The organism is Emticicia sp. GW821-FHT11C11, from assembly GCF_058808615.1.
The window spans coordinates 737,278-756,664 of record NZ_JBXARV010000003.1; the positions used below are offsets into that span (position 1 = coordinate 737,278).

26 protein-coding genes and 1 CRISPR repeat array are annotated in these 19,387 nt (G+C 43.1%); of the genes, 14 read left to right on the top strand and 12 right to left on the bottom strand.

All coding sequences use genetic code 11. The features are described 5' to 3' along the window. Positions 1-53: 53 nt before the first annotated feature. A CRISPR array of direct repeats spans positions 54-677; the repeat unit is 30 nt; unit sequence GTTTCAATTCCTGTATGGTGCGATTATGAC. 280 nt (positions 678-957) lie between these two features. Together AC1RRY_RS18235 and AC1RRY_RS18240 are read left to right on the top strand one after the other, a co-directional pair. Continuing rightward, entirely contained in the window at positions 958-2,022 is a 1,065-nt protein-coding gene (locus AC1RRY_RS18235) for a sensor histidine kinase (protein ID WP_492821949.1), read from the top strand. Next, positions 2,019-2,744 (top strand): LytR/AlgR family response regulator transcription factor, encoded by a 726-nt coding sequence (locus AC1RRY_RS18240; RefSeq protein ID WP_492821947.1) that lies wholly within the window; start codon positions 2,019-2,021, stop codon positions 2,742-2,744. Before AC1RRY_RS18235 ends, AC1RRY_RS18240 begins: the two co-directional genes overlap by 4 nt. Positions 2,745-2,869: 125 nt before the next feature. On the opposite strand, the gene AC1RRY_RS18245 is transcribed toward AC1RRY_RS18240, so the two are convergent. Both AC1RRY_RS18245 and AC1RRY_RS18250 read right to left on the bottom strand, forming a co-directional pair. Further along, positions 2,870-4,438, bottom strand: a complete 1,569-nt coding sequence (locus AC1RRY_RS18245; protein WP_492821945.1) for a glycoside hydrolase family 43 protein — start codon at positions 4,436-4,438, stop codon at positions 2,870-2,872. Positions 4,439-4,606: 168 nt separating this feature from the next. Next, on the bottom strand, positions 4,607-5,188 hold the full coding sequence (locus tag AC1RRY_RS18250; RefSeq protein ID WP_492821943.1) for a hypothetical protein: 582 nt from the start codon (positions 5,186-5,188) through the stop codon (positions 4,607-4,609). 227 nt (positions 5,189-5,415) lie between these two features. Between AC1RRY_RS18250 and AC1RRY_RS18255 the strand changes: the two genes are divergently transcribed. Beyond that, positions 5,416-6,393, top strand: coding sequence for a Gfo/Idh/MocA family protein (locus tag AC1RRY_RS18255; protein WP_492821941.1), 978 nt, complete (start codon positions 5,416-5,418; stop codon positions 6,391-6,393). Between the two features lie 184 nt (positions 6,394-6,577). Here AC1RRY_RS18255 and AC1RRY_RS18260 read toward each other — a convergent pair whose 3' ends face one another. Both AC1RRY_RS18260 and AC1RRY_RS18265 read right to left on the bottom strand, forming a co-directional pair. After that, positions 6,578-8,419 carry a M20/M25/M40 family metallo-hydrolase gene (locus tag AC1RRY_RS18260; RefSeq protein ID WP_492821939.1) on the bottom strand — a complete coding sequence of 614 codons (1,842 nt, stop codon included), beginning with the start codon at positions 8,417-8,419 and terminating at the stop codon, positions 6,578-6,580. A gap of 204 nt (positions 8,420-8,623) precedes the next feature. Beyond that, positions 8,624-8,830, bottom strand: coding sequence for a hypothetical protein (locus AC1RRY_RS18265; protein WP_492821937.1), 207 nt, complete (start codon positions 8,828-8,830; stop codon positions 8,624-8,626). Between the two features lie 138 nt (positions 8,831-8,968). Here AC1RRY_RS18265 and AC1RRY_RS18270 point away from each other — a divergent pair, with 138 nt between their 5' ends. From AC1RRY_RS18270 to AC1RRY_RS18320, 11 genes are all read left to right on the top strand, one after another. Then, positions 8,969-9,691 carry a hypothetical protein gene (locus AC1RRY_RS18270; protein WP_492821935.1) on the top strand — a complete coding sequence of 241 codons (723 nt, stop codon included), beginning with the start codon at positions 8,969-8,971 and terminating at the stop codon, positions 9,689-9,691. A 15-nt stretch (positions 9,692-9,706) separates the two neighbouring features. Further along, complete coding sequence (locus AC1RRY_RS18275; RefSeq protein ID WP_492821933.1) at positions 9,707-10,288, top strand: hypothetical protein; 582 nt, start codon at positions 9,707-9,709, stop codon at positions 10,286-10,288. Between the two features lie 170 nt (positions 10,289-10,458). Next, positions 10,459-11,541, top strand: a complete 1,083-nt coding sequence (locus AC1RRY_RS18280; RefSeq protein ID WP_492821931.1) for a major capsid protein — start codon at positions 10,459-10,461, stop codon at positions 11,539-11,541. Between the two features lie 11 nt (positions 11,542-11,552). Then, positions 11,553-11,879: a DUF6706 family protein gene (locus tag AC1RRY_RS18285; protein ID WP_492821929.1), complete on the top strand. Its 327-nt coding sequence runs from the start codon at positions 11,553-11,555 to the stop codon at positions 11,877-11,879. Next, positions 11,879-12,199, top strand: a complete 321-nt coding sequence (locus AC1RRY_RS18290) for a hypothetical protein (protein ID WP_492821927.1) — start codon at positions 11,879-11,881, stop codon at positions 12,197-12,199. Before AC1RRY_RS18285 ends, AC1RRY_RS18290 begins: the two co-directional genes overlap by 1 nt. Beyond that, positions 12,190-12,672 (top strand): hypothetical protein, encoded by a 483-nt coding sequence (locus tag AC1RRY_RS18295; protein WP_492821925.1) that lies wholly within the window; start codon positions 12,190-12,192, stop codon positions 12,670-12,672. The genes AC1RRY_RS18290 and AC1RRY_RS18295 overlap by 10 nt, the downstream gene beginning before the upstream one ends. Positions 12,673-12,683: 11 nt before the next feature. Then, positions 12,684-13,094 carry a hypothetical protein gene (locus AC1RRY_RS18300; RefSeq protein WP_492821923.1) on the top strand — a complete coding sequence of 137 codons (411 nt, stop codon included), beginning with the start codon at positions 12,684-12,686 and terminating at the stop codon, positions 13,092-13,094. Between the two features lie 15 nt (positions 13,095-13,109). Further along, positions 13,110-13,625 (top strand): hypothetical protein, encoded by a 516-nt coding sequence (locus AC1RRY_RS18305; protein ID WP_492821921.1) that lies wholly within the window; start codon positions 13,110-13,112, stop codon positions 13,623-13,625. A 98-nt stretch (positions 13,626-13,723) separates the two neighbouring features. Further along, positions 13,724-14,230: a hypothetical protein gene (locus AC1RRY_RS18310; protein ID WP_492821919.1), complete on the top strand. Its 507-nt coding sequence runs from the start codon at positions 13,724-13,726 to the stop codon at positions 14,228-14,230. Between the two features lie 86 nt (positions 14,231-14,316). After that, positions 14,317-14,466, top strand: coding sequence for a hypothetical protein (locus AC1RRY_RS18315; protein ID WP_492856587.1), 150 nt, complete (start codon positions 14,317-14,319; stop codon positions 14,464-14,466). A gap of 450 nt (positions 14,467-14,916) precedes the next feature. Then, on the top strand, positions 14,917-16,803 hold the full coding sequence (locus AC1RRY_RS18320; RefSeq protein ID WP_492821915.1) for a hypothetical protein: 1,887 nt from the start codon (positions 14,917-14,919) through the stop codon (positions 16,801-16,803). A 50-nt stretch (positions 16,804-16,853) separates the two neighbouring features. On the opposite strand, the gene AC1RRY_RS18325 is transcribed toward AC1RRY_RS18320, so the two are convergent. From AC1RRY_RS18325 to AC1RRY_RS18360, 8 genes are all read right to left on the bottom strand, one after another. Then, positions 16,854-17,132: a hypothetical protein gene (locus AC1RRY_RS18325; RefSeq protein ID WP_492821913.1), complete on the bottom strand. Its 279-nt coding sequence runs from the start codon at positions 17,130-17,132 to the stop codon at positions 16,854-16,856. A gap of 23 nt (positions 17,133-17,155) precedes the next feature. Next, complete coding sequence (locus AC1RRY_RS18330; RefSeq protein ID WP_492821911.1) at positions 17,156-17,329, bottom strand: hypothetical protein; 174 nt, start codon at positions 17,327-17,329, stop codon at positions 17,156-17,158. Between the two features lie 255 nt (positions 17,330-17,584). Beyond that, complete coding sequence (locus AC1RRY_RS18335) at positions 17,585-17,830, bottom strand: hypothetical protein (protein WP_492821909.1); 246 nt, start codon at positions 17,828-17,830, stop codon at positions 17,585-17,587. A 158-nt stretch (positions 17,831-17,988) separates the two neighbouring features. Next, the gene (locus AC1RRY_RS18340) at positions 17,989-18,150 is read right to left on the bottom strand and encodes a hypothetical protein (RefSeq protein WP_492821907.1); all 162 of its coding nucleotides are present in this window, start codon (positions 18,148-18,150) and stop codon (positions 17,989-17,991) included. A gap of 172 nt (positions 18,151-18,322) precedes the next feature. Next, positions 18,323-18,469, bottom strand: a complete 147-nt coding sequence (locus AC1RRY_RS18345) for a hypothetical protein (protein ID WP_492821905.1) — start codon at positions 18,467-18,469, stop codon at positions 18,323-18,325. Positions 18,470-18,581: 112 nt separating this feature from the next. Beyond that, positions 18,582-18,725 (bottom strand): hypothetical protein, encoded by a 144-nt coding sequence (locus AC1RRY_RS18350; RefSeq protein ID WP_492821903.1) that lies wholly within the window; start codon positions 18,723-18,725, stop codon positions 18,582-18,584. 116 nt (positions 18,726-18,841) lie between these two features. Further along, entirely contained in the window at positions 18,842-19,000 is a 159-nt protein-coding gene (locus AC1RRY_RS18355; RefSeq protein WP_492821901.1) for a hypothetical protein, read from the bottom strand. A 157-nt stretch (positions 19,001-19,157) separates the two neighbouring features. Next, positions 19,158-19,352 carry a hypothetical protein gene (locus tag AC1RRY_RS18360; protein WP_492821899.1) on the bottom strand — a complete coding sequence of 65 codons (195 nt, stop codon included), beginning with the start codon at positions 19,350-19,352 and terminating at the stop codon, positions 19,158-19,160. Positions 19,353-19,387: the final 35 nt, after the last annotated feature.

Genomic DNA, 19,387 nt, shown 5'->3' on the forward strand with positions numbered 1-19,387 from the left:
GTATGGTGCGATTATGACGGTGAATACCTGATGCCGGTCTTTACTTTCATACTGTTTCAATTCCTGTATGGTGCGATTATGACAAATTAGTTTAATTTACTCCAAAATTCCTTACTAGTTTCAATTCCTATATGGTGCGATTATGACCACGCAAGTGCCTTTTCGTTACACGATGTTGGACATGTTTCAATTCCTATATGGTGCGATTATAACTTGAAACTGTGCTACTTGCTTACCCTTTTCTTTGTAGTTTCAATTCCTATATGGTGCGATTAAAACCTCTGCACTCTCATCATCCGTATGCACAACCTGAAAGTTTCAATTCCTGTATGGTGCGATTATGACTTTGCGAACATCGCAGATTCGTTATTCGGCAAATCGGGTTTCAATTCCTGTATGGTGCGATTATGACCTACACGGTTTTCAAAGTTTGCGCTTGTAATAGGTAGTTTCAATTCCTGTATGGTGCGATTATGACTATTCTAAACACAACTTATTAAAGGCAATCTAAATTTGTTTCAATTCCTGTATGGTGCGATTATGACTCACTACTACACGTCTGTAGGTGACCAATCGGCAATGTTTCAATTCCTGTATGGTGCGATTATGACCGTATGGGATAAGAAAACGGGAGACGTGGCATCTAAGTTTCAATTCCTGTATGGTGCGATTATGACCCGTTAAAAAAATGCTTTGTAGATGCTATTTTACGTGTTTTTATCTACAAATCCAAAACAAAATGTCGTCGATGTGTAATTCGATGATTTTAGCGGGGTACCGACGACTTATTTTTTTGGACAATAGTCATTGTCTATCAGGCTTTCGAGTAAATATACTTATAAATCGGTATTTGTCTCTGCATTTCATCAATTATTTTGTACCATACGTCAATCAGGGTTTGGGAACGGGAGGCATTCTCTGTATCTTACAGCTATTTAACCGACCGAAACATCCTGGATGCAAAACTGGTTTTTCAGATATAAACTTCACCACATACCGTTCTGGATTGGCTATCATCTGTTGTGGATGATGATAAACGTGGGCAGCCTGCCAGATGTCTACGCTTATCTGTTTCTGGGGCCGTTGCCTGTCAAGTTTATAGGCTATATTGTCTTTCAGGCGCTGGGGGCTTATTTTAATCTGTATTACCTCATTCCGCGGTTTTTGTATGTGGGCCGATACCGCACTTACATCGCACTGGTGATTCTGACGATAATGGCTTGCTCGGCATTTATTACGGGCGGTTATTATCTGGCTCCTTATTTTTCAGGACTATCGTTCTACGAAATGTTTCACCGTCAGCCTGATGAGTACCTGATTATTTTCTCAACCAATGCTCTGCCCTCTACAGCCGGAAGCATGACACTGGCCATGAGTGTGAAACTGGGCAAAAACTGGCTCGAAACTGAGAAAAAACGACTTACGCTCGAAAAAGATAATCTGGAAACGGAGCTAAAATATCTGAAGTCGCAGATTAATCCGCACTTTTTGTTCAATACCATTAACTCTATTTTTGTTCTGATACACAAGAACCCCGACCTTGCCTCGGAGTCGCTGGCGTCGTTTTCCGACATGCTGCGGTATCAGTTATACGAATGCAACGACCGCGTGATTCCGCTGAGCAAGGAATTGCTTTTTCTGGAGAACTTCATAGAACTGGAGTCTCTGCGGCTGAACGAAAACCAGACCGAACTGCAGTTTGAGATAAACCATGCATCGGCGCAGGGAGCAAACATCGCTCCGTTTATGTTGCTTCCCTTTGTCGAGAATGCTTTCAAGCATGTATCGAAAGGCAAAACGCAGAAAAACTTCATACGCATGTGTCTGGCAGTGAAAGACGCCCAAACGCTTGAAATGCATATTGAAAATAGCAGAAGCACAGAAACGGGCAAAGGGATGCCAGGTATCGGGCTCAGTAATGTGCAAAGACGTCTGAATCTGATTTACCCTGACCAGCATGGCTTAAAAATCAATGCGGATAACCATAGTTTTCGGATAGACCTGTCAATAGATTTGAAATGAAACTCAGGTGTGTAATTGTAGACGACGAGCCATTGGCCAGCGAGGGCCTGATGAAGTACATGGAGGTAATTGATTACCTCGAACCGGTGGCTGTGGCCGAGAATCCGCTGGAACTGGACAAAATACTGGAAAACGAGCCCATAGACCTTATTTTTCTGGATATTCAGATGCCTTACATGACGGGGCTGGATTTCCTGAAGATCAAGGCCAACCTGCCTATGGTGATTATCACCACGGCTTACCCCAACTATGCATTGGAGGGTTTTCAGTTTGATGCCGTTGATTACTTGCTGAAACCGATAACTTTCAACCGATTTTTTAAGGCAGCAACCAAGGCAAAAGACCTGCACTTGCTGAAGAACCGTAAGAATGAGAGCGTGGCAGTGAATCAGGAGCCGGATTACCTGTTTATCAAGTGCGAAAGCAAGTATGAGAAAATACTGATTAACGAGATTCTGTTTGTGCAGGCAATGCAGAATTATGTGGTGATATACACTACGCGAGGTAAGTACATGACCCTGCTGCCTCTGAAAACCGTAGAAGAGTATCTGGATGGCAGCCGTTTTCTGCGGGTGCATAAATCGTATCTGGTGGCGGTTTCAAAAATAGGCAGTATAGAAAACAATGACCTGAGCATCGGGACTCACCTGATACCCATCAGCCGCACCATGCGCGAGCAGGTGATTGAACTGGTGGTGAAAAGCAGGTTGTTGAGTAAGTGAAGTGCATAGGGCATGGGGCGAAGGGCATAGTGCAAGGAGCATGGGGCGAAGGGCATGGGACATGGGGTAGGGAGCATAGGACGTAAAATTTATACATTGTCCCTCTGCTCTCTGCCCTTAGCCCATTACTGATAACTCATCTCAACGGATTTTATTTCGCCTTTGGCGCCGGACTTGCCTGATACATTGAGACCTACCCTTGCGGCTCTATCCCAGCGGGGTAGCCAGATGGTATCAACCTCTGCCATCTTGTGGGTGGCGTCGGTTTTTTCTCCCTTTATTGCCCAGCTGAATTCGTAAAAACGGCCGTTGTAGCTTTGCAGTTTCAGTATGATGTCTTTGCTGTCTGGTGGTATGGTCTGTGTTTTTGTTATCTCATGCACGCCGTCTTTTATGCGCCACAATTCAACTGTGTTTTTACGGACACCGTAGCCTATGGCATTTTTGGCGTCGCCGTAAATCACAATGCTTTGTGTCAGCTCATCTTTCGGGTTTATTTCTGCCGAAAAAGCATAGCTGCCTTTTTTGATGTTGAAACCTATAAAATTGCCTGCCGGAGTACCCGGATTATTGTTTTCAATCTGCAGCGTACCGTTGTTTACGGTGTAAATGGGTTCCGGTTGGCGCACATCAAATATCCACCTCAGGTTGGGCATATTCTTACTGAAATCAATGGAAAAGCCAGAATAGTCGGCTACACTGGTTCCGGCCGGAGATTCCGCCTGTTCAGGAGTGGCCTTGCCGTATCTGAATACCGGCCATTGGGTGGTTTCGTCCCATACCAGTTCGCTTAGCACTGCTTGTCGGCCTACGTAAGTGAAATCGGCCGCGCTATAGGCATGGTGCAGGAAAAAATAACGGTTGTCGGGCGTGGTTACCACAGTACCATGGCCTGGGCATTTCCAGACGTCATCACTAACCAGCACCGGATTCCCGGCATACCTCACCCAGGGGCCCTGTATTTTTTCAGCCCTTGCCACGCCTACCATATAGTTGCATTTGCTTCCGCAACATGAGTTGCCCGAGTATAACATGTACCAGTATTTTCCTCTTTTAAAAATGGCCTGTCCTTCGGCGCCACCGGCCTCCCAGTCGTTTTTATTGGCGGTAATCATAGTAAATGCTTCGCCTATTACTTTCAGTCCGTCGGGCGATAGCTCCGCACCCAGCAGTTCTATAGTTTTGCCCTTGTCGAGGCCATAGGCTTTCCAGCTGATGTACAGCTTGCCCTTGTCTTCTACCACAAAAGCATCAATGGCCTCGCTTGTCCATTCAATGATGAGGCCGTGGTCGGTAAAGCCTTTCTTTAGGTCTTTTGTAGAGGCCACACCAATAAACGATTGCTTGTCTGACTTCCGGCGGGCAGTATAATACACATAAAAAGTGCCGTTGCGGTAGAATAACTCCGGTGCCCAGAAGCTGCCCATGGTCCATTCGGGTAATTGGTTAAAAACAGGCCCGAGATACTCCCAGTCGACCAGGTTTTTGGAGGTATACATCGGATACGCCGGTCCCCATTCAGACGAAGTACCTGCTGCATAATAGGTGTCGCCCACGCGTATCACCGATGGATCGGCGAAGTCCCCGGCAATAACAGGGTTTCTATAGGTATTAACGGGGCTACGTTTCTGTGCCAGGGTGTTTTCTGCAAAAAAGAGTGTGAATGCAACAAAAAACAGTTTTAATATTTTCATTAGGTTATAGATTGAATTGTTTGACGAAGAAAAGAAATTATTGTGATATACGAAACTATACACCGTTGATATTCGGATTGTGATGAGCCAATGGATTAAAAGATAAGGGGTGCACAAGGATAGAAACTGTCCCTATGCGCCCCTTTGTTGCGTATCAGTAGTACGAACTTACAATTTTAACCGCGCACCCAAATTGAGCAAACCATTGTAGCCGACAGAGGTTTCGCCATAGACTGACACTATGTTGCCCAGCTCGAAACCTATAGGGGCTACATTGAACGCAAAAAAAGTGTGATTGCTTTTGTTGCTCTGAAATTTCTGCGAGGCAAAGGACGCACCGGCGCCTATACCCGAGTACAAACGGAACAAGGATTTATTGACCCAGTAGTAATCGATACGGGGTATGATACTGAAATATTTCCCCTTGCTGTCGCCCATAAACTCGTTGTTGGCGTTGTTGTATACTTCCTTTGAGAATTTTTCAAAAACGAGATCGACCCCGAATTTAACTTTGCCTTTACCGGGTGTTCTGACTCCGGCAATGATTGCACCGCTGAAAGTGGCATCTTCGTAGCGGACATTCCCTCCGCTAATGGCAGTACTCAGAATATCGCTGAGACCCTCGGCAAACTGAGGCATGGTGAGCAGGCCGTATCCGGCAGTAATGGTGATTTTAGGTTTAGATTCCTGAGCAAATGAAATCATGCTCATGCTAACCACTAAGCCCAGAAGTAGAATAGTTTTTTTCATGGTATAAGTATTTAAGAATCAAAGCTGTGAAACAGGGTATGTGTTAGTAACCCTTTTGATGAAGTTAGAGATAAAGCGTGAAATTCCAAAGAATAAATTAAAAACTTTGCAGGAGGGGAAATGTATGTATTGCTGTGGATTCCCGGTTCAGGCTGATAATGACATTTGATAAGTGGCGCATTATTTCGATATTTGTTTTTATCAAAACCAGCAATACAAGAATCGACATGGAGAAAATCAATTGGGGGATTATCGGCTGCGGTGACGTTACCGAACTGAAGAGCGGGCCTGCTTTTAATAAAGTGCCCGACTCGGCGCTGATAGCTGTGATGCGGCGCGATGCCGCCAAAGCCAAAGACTATGCCCGCAGGCATGGTGTACCCCAATGGTATAGCGATGCGCAGGCGTTGATTGATAACCCGGCAATCAATGCCATTTATGTGGCTACGCCTCCATCAACCCATGAAGAATACACACTGGCGGCTATTAAAGCCGGTAAGCCTGTGTATGTAGAAAAGCCTATGGCAGGCGATTACGCCGCGGCATGCAGAATGGCCGAGGCCGCTGAAAAAGCTGGTATAAAGCTGGTGGTGGCGCATTACCGACGTGAGCAGCAGCGATTCAGAAAAGTAAAACAGTTGATAGCCGATAAAGCCATTGGCGATGTGAGATTGGTAAGGCTAGAGCTGGCCAAACCACCGCTGACACCCGAAGACCTGACTGACCCAAAAACAGTCTGGCGGGTAAACCCGGCTACAGCAGGTGGTGGGTTGTTTCATGACCTGGCACCGCACCAGCTTGACCTGATGTATTATTTCTTTGGTGAGGTGGAACGCATCAGCGGACTGGCCACTAATCAGGGTGGATTGTATCATGCTGACGACATGGTGGTGAGCAATGTGCTTTTTAAGAACGGGGTGGTTTTCAACGGAACGTGGTGTTTCAGTGCGGCACAGTCGGTTGATTATTGCGAGATACAGGGTTCTAAAGGCAAAATAAGCTTCACGGTTTTTAGTACCGACAGCATCACGGTAGAAATAGATGGTAAAACAGAGACGCTGACATTCGACCCGCTTTTGCATGTGCAGCAACCGATGATTGAAGCTACTGTGAAATATTTCTTAGGCAAAGGCCCGAATCCCTGCAGCGGCTTTGAAGGAACAGAGGTGATGCGAATGATTGAGGCTAGCACACAAAAAGGCTAGGGGATTGTCGAATTTCGATTTCGGATTGTCGAATGCGGGAAGTTTGGGATAGCTTATTTGTGTCACATGGTTTACTTCCAGTACTTTGTGGCTATCTTTTTTTTGCCACAATGTACACTATTGCTGCACTATGTTTTACAATTTTTCTCTGGCTGCGAATGGGATGTTCGTGGGGCTGGTTTTGCTACTTAACTATTACTTCTGTAAGGCCTGCGTGGCCTTTGCCATCTCTTAATAGTTGGTTAGCAGGTGTGGTTGGGTCGGCTGTCCAGTCGCCATCTACAATGTATTTGAAAAGGTATCTGCCCGGTGGCAGGTTCAGTTTGCATTGCCAGCCTCCTGTTACTTTGGCCAATGGAGTGCCAAACATATTCCAACTGTTGAAATCACTTGCGATAGAAACCGAACGGGCATTTTCAAACCCTTTCAGAAAAAAAGTGGTGTTCCCCTGCATGCTCGGCAGAATACTGATGTAATCTCGCCGGGGTAAGAGATTATCAGCCATTGCCACTTTATAGGCAAGATATGCAACTATAATGGCACTTTCTTTCAGGTCTTTTATGTTGACGTATTCGCTGACATCCATGGTGGTATGATGCACCGCCGAAATATAATTGAGTGGATCTTGTATGAACTGAAACGCCGGGATATTGAGCGCATCGAATAGCTCGTGGTCGGTCTGGTTGGCATTTTGCATGGTTACAGTGCCGTTGCCTGCCGTTGCAAAAGGTTGCAGGTATTCTTCCAGTAATGGTTTCACTTTTTGATTGCCCTGGGCGTAAATTCCTCTGATTTTACCCGTGCCGTTATCGAGATTGAAATAGGCCGAAATATGGGAGAAATCTTCCTGTTGCTTGCCATCAGCCAGATTCCCTACATGTGTATTTATATATTTCCGTGAGCCTGCAAACACCTGTTCTTCACCTCCCCACAGGCCAATTTTTATGGTTCGGCGTGGTTGCAGTCCGGCTGCTTTCAGTAGCCTGATAGCTTCCATCATTACGGCACAACCTGCTGCGTTGTCGACGGCTCCTGTACCTGCATGCCACGAGTCCAGATGTGCTCCGATAATCACCTGTTGTTGTGCCAGAGCCGTATCATGTCCTTTGATATCGGCAATGACATTGACGTTGTATGCCGGATTATAGTTAAATTCCGTTTGTAGGTTCAGCCTTAGCAAAGGGTTTTGACCTGCTTTTATCAGCCTTACAATCCTACCGAAATGCTCATTAGCAATTACAAAAGAGGCGATGGGCTTTATATCAGTCAATTTCCGGTAAGATGGCACATGCTGATTACCATCGGCATGGAGAATTCCATAAGGATAATTACTGGGTTCAATCAGGGCTAAAACACCTTCTTTTTCGCAAAAGATAAAAAAGTCTTTGAGGTTACTTCTTGCCGCTTCCTGATTTTCAATGGCCTGACTGGTAGACCGTCGGCTGTGATATCCAATCATCAGGTCGTTAGGGTCAGGATTATCAGCAGCTTGCTGCAAGGTTTCTTTTGATAATCTCTCTGATAGAATCTGTTGCGAGGCATTGAAGGATCTGTAATCTGCAGCTAATAATAGAATCTTGCCTCTGAGTTTTCCTTTAAGTTTCGACAGGCTGTCTGTATTAAACAGTATTACGACCTCTCCACTTACTATTCCCCGGGTACTTTGAGTATAAGCCAACGGATACGCAATGACATGCATATAGTTGGGGGATGTCATTTCCACATTGAATGATTTCACGCTCCAGCCTCTGTATTTTTCGTCGAAGGATTCGAAGTAGGCACTGTCAGTTCCGTAAGAAGTCAGTTCCTGTTTTGCCCAACGGGCAGCTTCGTAGTAATTGAGGGTGCCTAAAAGCCGCGGGCCGTTAAGGTCGGCGAAATTGCTGATGATATTCTGGAGGCGGTTAGTTTCAGCTGCGGCTCTGATTTTGCCAAGAACAACACTATCAGCAGGATTCTGAGCCCATGCAAAACCATTGAAAAGACATACAAAAGCAGAAAGAAAAACCAATAGGATAGTAGGCATAAAAAGGATTTAATGGAAAATAGAAGTTAATATCCTCCTCCTCAGTCAGGCGCTTATGTATAAACGAAGATTGATGATGGGAATTGTAGGGGAATTTAAATTCTGATAGAATAGGGAGTGTTTTCTGCCGCGATGTACACTATTGTAACACAATGTTGTACAATTTTTCTTTAGCTACGAACAGGATGTTCGCGCCACAAGATATCACCTCACTTCTATCACCTCAATTATAACTTTCTTGTTGCTGAATGGCTTACCAGGTTCAATCTTTGAATCATAAAGGTGGCCTACTTTGCAGCCGATTTCGTCGCGGGTGTGGTAGGCATAAATGCTTTTCAGCTGGCGGTAATATTCGGTCTGCCGGATACGCTTGAACGTAAGGCGATAGATAACATCTTTTGTGTGTTTCATGTGTGGAATCCGGGTTGATTGTGTAACTAACACGGGTATGTGTTATTGTATACGCTTATATTATAAGTGCAAAAATAATGTATTTATCTTTGCTAAGAACACAACATGATCATTTAAATTTTCAAAAATCCACACCTTATGTTATTAAAGGGGAAAATTCTACAAGCGTTGAAAACCAGATATAAACACCTGGGGTTTGGCGAAAAAGCTTTTGATGCTGTTGCCACCATGCTGGAAGCCACAGTAACAGATGAAAGTGAAGTTGACACCGCAACCGGAGGGGTAGAGGCGCTGCTGAAGGCGTTTCAGGGCGATGCCGACAAACGGGTAACTGATGCCATCGCCCGACAGAAAGGCCATAAAGAGAGCAATGAAAATGGCTTTACAAAGCCGGAAAATGACGATGTGCCGGGCTGGGCACAGGGGTTGATTGCGGCCAACAGGGCATTGATGGACAAAGTAAGCGCACTGGAAAACGGCAACGCCACTGAGTCGAGAAAGGCAACACTTGAGTCGCTGCTGAAAGACACGCCTGAGTCGTTCAGACAAATGAAACTGCGTGATTTTGTACGGATGAGTTTCAGGGACGAGAGCGAATTTGAAACCTACAAGACTGAGCTGGAAGCAGGGTTAGAGGAAGTAAAACCGCTGTTTGGTGAGCAAGGGTTGGGCAAAATTCCACAGCCGATGCCGGGCAGAACTGCCAGAAACGGTGTTTCGGTTGACACCCAGACCTATATTGAAGCCAGAAAAGCCGAGAGAGAGGGCAGGGGGAGTACACCGGGCAAGCCCGTTTTCGGTGCGGGGGCAGAGCCGGGCACTGTTAATGCAGGTGTCGGCAAGCAGGTTTTTCATTCTTAATTTCAAAATCTCATTATGCAAAATTTTCGAGAGAGCGATCCGGCAACGGATAAGGTTGCGTTCGCTACCAAGCTGGAAGATATCAGCGGAGGTATTACCATTGCGATAGCCGATTTTACCGACGGCGCGGTTGTTCCGGCCGGGTCGGTGGTTGGCAAAGACGGCAACGGTCTGTATCATGTGCTGAAAACCGCCAGACTCCATACGGCTGCGGGTAATTCGGCCACCAATTATCTGGTGTTTAAAGGGCATGGTTTTAAGGTTGGCGATTTCATTGCCGCGCTGACAGGTGCCAAAGCCTATGCCATTACAGCTATTGATACATCTAATGCCGACTACGACACGATTTCGGTAGGTACTACATTAGGTGTGGCTGTGGCGCAATATGCAGGTATTTTTCAGGCTGTGGCCGAGGCTGCCTCTAATACATCGGCCTTTAAGGTAACGCCAATTGCGGTTACCGGCCATGCCATTCAGTTACAAACGGGTGATACCAACGTGGTTGATGCCTGGTTGAGAGCCACCATTTATGAGGCGAATGCACCCGTGGCTACAGCACAGATCAAGGCGGCTTTACCGCAGGTATTGTGGGTGTAAGCGGGGCTTATTAGTTAATAAAACGGAAAGGGCTTAACCCCTCCCTAGCCCTCCCCAACTGTGGGGAGGGGACAAACTGTGCTCTTCCCCATTGTTGGGGCGACTCACGTAGGAAAGGGTTGGGGTTTTATAGCCAGGTAATTATTTTTCATTCAAAATTGATTCATTAAATGATAAAATCATTGATAAACGGACTAAGCGAGAAGGATATGCAGGCTGTGGCAAATGAATATGCGCTGACAGACTTCTACTTTCCTACGCTTTTTCCGCTCAAATTCGTCACCTCTCTGAAGTGGGAGTCGCTCGAGGGAGAGTTCGGTGCACCGGTGGCGGGTGATGTGATTTCGTGGGATTCGCGTGCGCCTCGTAAAAGACGTGAGGTGGTTTCTAAACTGAGTGGCAGTATTCCGAAAATCGGGGTGGCTCGTGAAAAAACCGAGTCGCAGATGAACGAGTACAACACTCTGAAACGCTATGAAGACGATGCCGCCCGAAAAGAACTGCTGAACTGGATATGGGAAGACCAGCTGTTTGTGTTCAACGGTGTAAACGCACGGCTGGAATGGCTGGCACTGAGAGCGGCTTCAACCGGCAAGGTGATTCTGACCAACACCAACAACGATGGCGTGGTAACCGAAGCCAATGTGGATTTCCTGATTCCGGCGGCCAATAAGTCGGGCGTTTCAGTAAACATTACGGTGGCCAATGCCGAAACATCAAAACCCATCACCAAAATCAGAGACGTAGTAAAGGCAGCTAAGGCAAAAGGCAAAAAGCTGAACTATCTCTTCACCGATCAGGACATGATTGATGCCATTCTGGTATCGGCCGAAACCATTGCCTTTGTGGCACCCTGGGCGGCACAAACACCGGCTCCTACGCAGGTATCGTTGTTGTCGACACTCAACATGGCTTTGAAAGCGCAGGGTTTGCCGGTGATTGGTCTGGTTGAGAGTTTCATCGAAATCGAAATCAAAGGAGTGCGCACGCAGGTGAATCCGTGGGAAGCCGGTGTGTTGTTGTTCTCTGAAGCACCGGTATTGGGCAACACGGCTCATACCCGCCTGGCTGATGAAGACGTAGAGAGCTCAACAGCGCTGAAAGTGAAACGCGAACACGTGTTGATTAAACGATTCGCCAGCGAAGAGCCATTGGTTGAAACCTGCCTGGGTATTGCCAATGCGTTTCCGGTACTGAACGGCGCCAGTTCGAAATGGCTGGTTGACGGACTGAACTCCGGCTGGTCGAAATAAACTATACGCCGATGTTAGTAGCAGACTACATAAGAAGTAAGGTCGGGAAGTTTGGTTTGATGATTGACGACTTTGAGCTCGAAGCCCTGCTTTTGAAAAACAACATCGCCTCTGACGAAACGTATACGCTGGATAGTGTAGACAAAACCGAGCGGGCACTGTATTATTTTATACCTGAGTTGCTGGTGCTTTCGTCGGTCTCAGAGGGTGGCTACGGTATCAGCTATGACAGAGAAGGTATACTCGATTATTACGCCTTGCTGTGTAGTAATCTGGGCTACGAAAACAAACTGCTGAAAGCACAACCGAAAATTAAAAACAAATCGAATCTGTGGTGATGTCAATCCAATATCCATATACGCTACAAAAGCTCGGCATGCCGGTTTCAGTGCAGGATGCCCAGGGTAATTTTGTGGCAGAAGAAGCCGGCTGGATAACAGTAGGCCCCTGCCGCAACGAAGCAGGCCGGCAAAGGAAATTCAGCAGGGAAGACGGCACGTATCTGCAGGCCACGCACCTGATCCAATGCCCTGCGGGCACAGCGCCTTTGCATGCGGGCGAGCGCATAAAGGTATTGGAGAAAGACGGCTACGTACGATTAGAAGGCGAGGTGATTTTTGTAAGCAAAGACCGTTTTCATACAAGATTATGGCTCTGAAATCCACTTTCAGCCTGGCCGACATCAGAAAGGAACTGGAGGCGGGCGTCAGACAGTTAAAGGCGGGTATTGTGCTGTCGTTAAGGCAGGTGGGAGACGAAAGTGTGCAGATGGCACGTGCCAGCGCCAATGAAATTGATGCCTCGGGCAGGCTTGCTTCATCTATTGGCTACGTGATCGTGGCAGACGGAGTGGTGGTAGCCAGTGAGTTCAATGCGCTGCCCGATATGCCTGCCAGCCCCGCTGATGCAGAAGAAGCCGGAACACCGGCGAATGAAGCCCGACAAGGCGAAAGCCTGGCTTTAACGCTGGCGGCAAAATTTAGTAAAGGCTATGCGCTGATTGTGGTTTCGGGGTCAGAATATGCAGTACAGGCAGAGTCGCTGTCGAAAGATGTACTCACCGGTGCTGAAATGTATGCAGAAAAAACCTTGCCTCTGTTGTTGGAAAAACTCAGGGCAGGAAAAGTTTAATCGTCAGAAAAATGAGAACAACAGCCGATCAGGACAACATACTCTATGATTTAATCAGTCATTCATCCTTGAAAGCCTTTATCAGAGGTGGAATTTACAAAGGCGAACGTCCGCTGGACTCGCCGGATGAAGATGTGGTGATCAGCAGTATGTTGATAGGAGAGGGAACACTACAGGCCGGTGTGGCCAATGTGAATATTTATGTGCCCAAGGTGTATCAGAACATAAACGGCCGGAAACAGACACTGAAAGATACCAAACGGGTAGATGAGGTGCTGGCAGTGGCGCGGGGAGTGTTGAGAGAGGCCTACGGCAGCTATTATTCGCTGTGGACATCGCGGCAGGGAGATTATGATGAGCCTGCTATTAAACAAACCAGGCTTCATTTCAGAATTGAGTTCAGATTACAGGAAACATTATAAAATTTCAAAAACAAAATGGGAAATATAGTAACAATTGGCTTAGCGAAAATAGAAGTAGCTGCATTAGGAGTTGACGGAGTAATGGGTGCTCCACTGGCTACTATCGGCCATACAGCGGAAGGAAGTTGTACCATTGAAACCGCAGACCCTGAGGTGACCGAGTTTTTTGCGGAAGAGGAAGATAGCCCCATCCATACGGCTACCAAACAGGGGCAGACCACTATCACGTTCCAACTGGCATCGCCTGACCTGGCACAATGTAAGGCGGTTTTTGGCGGTACGCTTTCCACTGACGAAGAGGAACCGCTAACCTGGAATTACCCGGCATCTGCCGAGAATATCGAAAGATCGGTGAAAATTACTCCCAAAGAAGGCCTTGTATTCAAGATTCCGAGAGCAAAGCTTTCTGCCAAGTTTACAGGTCAGTTTGGTCGCTCTGAAACACTGAAGGTAGAAGTGGTAATTACCGTTCTGAAACCTGCAGGTGGCAATGCGCCTATGATTCTGTCGCTGGCTTCAGACGAAAGCTAAGATTGATTTGATTGACCCTACTCGGGCCCTCTCCCTCCTGTTGGGGAGAGGGTCAGGGGTTTGGGGTTATTTCCTGCCCATTTAAAACTCACCCGATTATGTTTGAAAATTTAGATTTTGACCCACATAAAGCAGAGATGCACGAAGCCAATGTGCTGATAAGCCGTGGTATACAGTTTACAGTGCCGAAGCGCAGCATTTTAAGATATTTTTCGAAGCAGAAACAACGTACTTTCAGTATAGAGCAGCCGTATCTGGGTACTTTAGACCGGCTGAGTCATCTGTTTCTGAGCATTGAGTTTGATGAAGCCATGCTGTCAGAAAATACACTGGCAGAGGCGAAGCGTATCACGGCCGAATCGGCGAAGAAATCTGCGATGGCCGTGGCCATTGCCGTGCTGAATTCGAAGTGGAAGATACGATTGTTTTCGAGTCTGCTGGCCAATTATTTTCTATGGCGCATACAGCCCTCTAAGCTCATACAACTCACGATATACATCAATCAGATTAATAATCTCGGGGATTTTATCAGCTCTATCAGATTGATGTCCGCGACCCGGACGACAGCTCCTCATCGGATAGAGACAGCCACGCCAGCGGCCTGAATAGTACGTTTGGCTCACGAGGAGCTATCTGCAGCCATTTTCACTGGCCTTATGAGTATCTGGTCTGGGGTATTCGCTGGGGCATAGTGCAGCGCATGCTTGCCGATGCACCACAGTATCATTTTGATACTGACGACAAAACCAAACCCAAAAATCTGAAACATGCCAAAAAATTAACGAATAAAAATGCGAAAGAAATGCTGGAGTATTTTAATCAGTTGAATGGGGGAGGGTAGGGGAAAGCCGCGAATGCGGCTTTTTTGTTTCGACTTATTCAATCTTGTTCAAAATGGGACAATTCGGGCTTCTAAGTAAGAATAAACAAAAAAATAATTAACAATTTCGGAAGCATTATTTAGCTATCTCAAACCATTTTGAGGTAGCTTTTTTTATGTGTAGATAGAATTTGATTTTATCTTTAATTTAAATAAGTACCATGCTTATAAATTGATAAAATATGATTTACTTTACTTTTAGGTATAATATTTATACATAGGTTTTTGTTAAAGAGATTGTATAAGCTTGTTAATAAAAAGTGAATTAAACAAATAATTGCTAAATGCTCGTTCAAATTTGATTAAAATCTGTGTTTAATTATTGCAAGTAGAGGTGATATTTTACTTTCTACCTTAAATAAGGGAGTATTGGATTAAGAAAATGGTATAAGTTATATATAATTAGCTGATATGAACAAAACTCTATTTGGATTAGCATTAATTTCCTATAATTGGGAAAATAATAAGAAGGATATTATTGATAGTTATATTCCCTTAGTTTGTAGTTCTATTAGAATAAAGGAGTATGATAAAGTCACAAGAGAAAATATCCAAGATGATTTTAAAGAATTTTATGGCATTAATATCCCTCTGGGTGCAATAGAATCTATTCTAAAAAGAATGGCAAAGGATGGCCTCTTAAATAAGCATTCAGGAGAATGGATAGTTAATTATAGTAAAATTTGTATAATTGTAAAGAGCGATGAAAGAGATAATCTTGATTCGGCTTTCAAAGAGCTAATAATTGAATTAAATAATTATTGTTCAGACGTTTTTTCGGTTATACTTTCGAAAGAGGAAATAGAAGATGCAATCATCGCGTTCTTTAAAGAATATGATTTAGACTTGCTTTTTGCCAGTAGTAATGGAAATAGCATTCTACCTAAAGTGAAGGAGAGTAAAAAGGCAATGTATATCATAGCTAAATTTATTACGGACTTACAAAGCAATGACGATAAGAAGTTTAAAACTATTTTGAAACTAGCAAAAGGTTATGCTATAGCATCCTTAATAACGTATGAGGATATTCAGAATTTTACAGGTGCCTTAAACAATGTAGAGATTTACCTTGATGCACCAATAATATTTAATCTTTTGGGATTAAATGGTGATTCTAATTACAAGCTAAGCAAAGAATTGATTGAAATTTTAAAAAATAATCATGCACATCTTAAAGTTTTCGAATTGAATTATGGGGAAGTAATAAAGTCAATACAGGATAGTATTAAAAGATTAAATGAGAAGAATTATGATATTACGAAAAGCTCAAGAGTGTTAAGAACTTCAATACGAGAAAATATTTCAGCTCAGCAACTTCAGATTAAATTAAACCAACTTGAATTAATACTAAAAAAATACTCAATAGTTAAGGTTGAAAGTCCATCGTTAAATGACTCACAGCATAAATTTCAAATTGACGAAATCAAACTTAAAAAAAGTATTGAAGATCTTTATAAAGGAGATGATTCAAGAAAGACTCCGTGGCATATAACTGAAAAAATTGAAAGAGATGTTGAAGCTATATCTAGTATTTTTAAGATACGCAAGCAAACTCGTGCAACAAGTCTAAAATTAAGTAAGGCGATTCTTTTAACAAGTAATGAGAAAATTGCCTACGCTTCAAAGATTTATGAGAGAAACGAATGGGAGTATAAGTCAACAATACCTGTTTGCGTAACCGATATTTTTCTTTCTACTATTCTATGGGCTAATTATCCAGTTAAAAATGAAAATTTGAATATTCGTCAATTAATTAGTGAATGTTATAATATTATCGAGTTGGACAATAGATTATTAAATAGATTTTATGAAGATATAAGTAAGATGAGAAAGGAAAATCTTATTAATGATGAACAATTTTATCTTTTAAGCGCTTCTAATCTTACTTATACTCTATTAGAGCAAAAGACACTTAATGATATTGAAGAATATACAGACAAAACTCCATCTGAAATTCTGGAAGATTTAGAGTTAAAAATAAAGACTGACCTAATTGCCGAGCAATCGAAAATATTTATAATTAATAATAATATTCGAAGAATCTCGAAATTCTTAGCAAAATCCACTTTTGTTTTAATTGGAGGAGCATTAATATTAGTAAGTTTTTGGACAAAGATGCAAAAACCAGAATTAAATAATATTTGGTTTAATAGCTTGATTTGTATTATATCGGCTTTATTTGGAATATTTGGCTTCTTAAGATGGATGGAATTAATCCCGACGAAATTAAGAATTGAAAGCTTAGTAGAAGACTATATATTCAGAATAATGAACAATTTTTTGAATAAAGAGGGTTAAAATCCCCCTGTGATAGAAGATAAGCTTCACCCAAAAAGAATCTGCTCAAATCACCTATACGCAACAGCCTTAATCAGCTTTAAACCATTCAGTTCCGTTATTTCTTTGATGTTTTCGGGTGGGATGATACCTCGTTTAATCCAGTTAGAAACTACCTGAGTATCTTCAATATCAAATAGCTGGCAATAGCGCTTAATGGTTACAAATTCACCAAGCAAGATGGTTTCTCCGTTAATATTCAGAGAATTCTGCATCTGGTCTAACTCTTTATTCGCTTTTCTCAGAAAATCAGCTACGTTTTCTTTAGTAGCTATACGTTCTTTTACCATGATTATAAAGTTTGAATGGAAGGTTATTCTTCCGTTTTGGTATCATTTATTTCCTTGAGTATTATTTTTACTCTAATTATGAAGTCTAGTAATTCATCTACTTCATCTTGTCTTGCTTCTACTTCACCTGCCTCAATAATCTCTTCAAGCATCATCTCTGCTACTTTCAAATTATTCTCAGCATTCAATTTATTCATACAGAATCTTTGTTAAGTATTAGCAAAGATATAGCTTGTTACATAACGTAACAAATTTTTAAATGCAAATGTTACAGTATCTGGTAAATTTATTTTATCCTAACCTGATTATATCTCTTCCGTGTGTCAGCTTAAATTAAGTTATCCCGCGACAGAGTCCCCTTGCCGGGCGTAAGGTCAACTCACACGGGAGACTCTGTCGGGACAAAGAATCCCCTTGCCCGGCGCAACCTTGTGTATAGAGAACAATATCTTTCAATTGCCAGCCGTATAAACAGGGTCGTTCAGCAGGGTTAGCTGGAAAAGGTCTTTGTTTGGCGCTGAGTAAAAAAACAGTTCTTCTTCTGCACAAAACTCAACCAGCGACTCGTAGTTTAACAGAGTAAATGTCGGATAAAAGACGTGCAGTAAGTCGCCATCGTGGTTGATGCCGACGAAATGATTCAGCAGATTATTGGTACTTAATTGATCAAGAATATTATCTACTTGTTGCTCAGACATGGGTTCGTTTTTTGTTGCCGGGTAAAGGTAGATATAATTGAGAGTTGTTTGCGGTTTTAGGATTGAATTTAGAAGAGGTTTCCGCACGGTTCTAAAAAAAACAACCCTCTCCAACCAACAGGAAAGGAGAGGGTTAAGCTAACGCTAAAGATGTATGTTTAGCTGGTTAAATTATTGGCATGATCAACTTCATCATAGGCTCCACCAAGTTTGCCTAGTCCTGTGATCTGGATTTTCTCAAAAGCAGGAGAAATCCATTGCGCTTTTTTTTCTTCACTAACTGCTTTTGTTAGGGATGGGTTGGTTTCTGTGGTTAACATATAATTATGCGAGAGTATTGTTTATCCTGTAAATGTAAGCTATAATCCTGAGATTCGGAGTATTTTAAAGGATATTGGTAGAAAGTAAACGCATATGGTCTTTTATGCGTAAAAACAGTTCTGAAATAGATTAGTGTAAACCTATTTCAGAACCAGACAGTTTTGTATTACATTACACAGAACTCAAAGGGTCAAGTTTCAAATCTGGTAGCAATGAATGCTTTGCTAATACCTCAATTTTTTCATGCTTGGGTGTAAGCCATTGTTTTTTCTCAGCAGATTTTGCTGCAGGTTGTTTAGTCTTTTTTTCAGTAACCATAATGATGTTTTGATATGTAATTGGAATAAATCTATGTAATAAAAAGCAAGGAAAATACTATGGTTTAATGCTATAGTATTTCCTGATGCGGTATATCAGCCCAACCAGATTATTATGAATACATGGGATCAAGTTTCAAACCGGGTAGCAATGAGTGTTTTGCTGATACCTCAATTTTTTCATGCTTGGGTGTGAGCCATTGTTTTTTCTCAGCAGATGGTGCAGCAGGTTGTTTAGTTGTTTTTTCAGTAACCATAATGATGCGTTTGATATGAATAGGAATAAATCTGGACAATAAAAAGCAACGGAAACACTATGGTTTAACACAATAGTATTTCCTGATGCGGCAAATAAAACAAACCAACCGGATTATTATGAACCTAACGGATCAAGTTTTGAATGGGATAGCAACGAGAATGTAGTTGTTACCTCGATTTTTTCATGATTGGGTTGTATCCATTGTTTCTTTTCAGAAACGGGAGATGATTGCTCAACTTGCTGAGCGCTGGTGGTAGTGGTTTCGGTTATCATAAAGAGTATTCAGGTTTGTACAAAATTAGTTTTTTGCCCGTAATATTCAAAATTATGATACGAAAAAGTAGCTGACTGTTATTGTATAATAGCACGTCAGGCACTTTAGGTTGTTAAAGCGGTTGAGGTTTTGTTGAACAGGAAGTTGCGTGGTTTTTTATTTTTTTAGCTGGGCGAGAATCTCAGGAGAGAAGGGGTCTTCACCCGTATCAGCACCTGCATCTTGTTTAAATTGAAAAATTTCAAGTTTTGGAGTAACCCACAAGCGTTTTCCGGAAACCTTAGCTGAAACACCATCGGCTTGTGTATCCGGTTGATTTTTGTCAGAGGAGGCTGGCTGCTTTCTAGTCATAATATAGGCTAATTTTAACCTAAATGTAGTGGTTT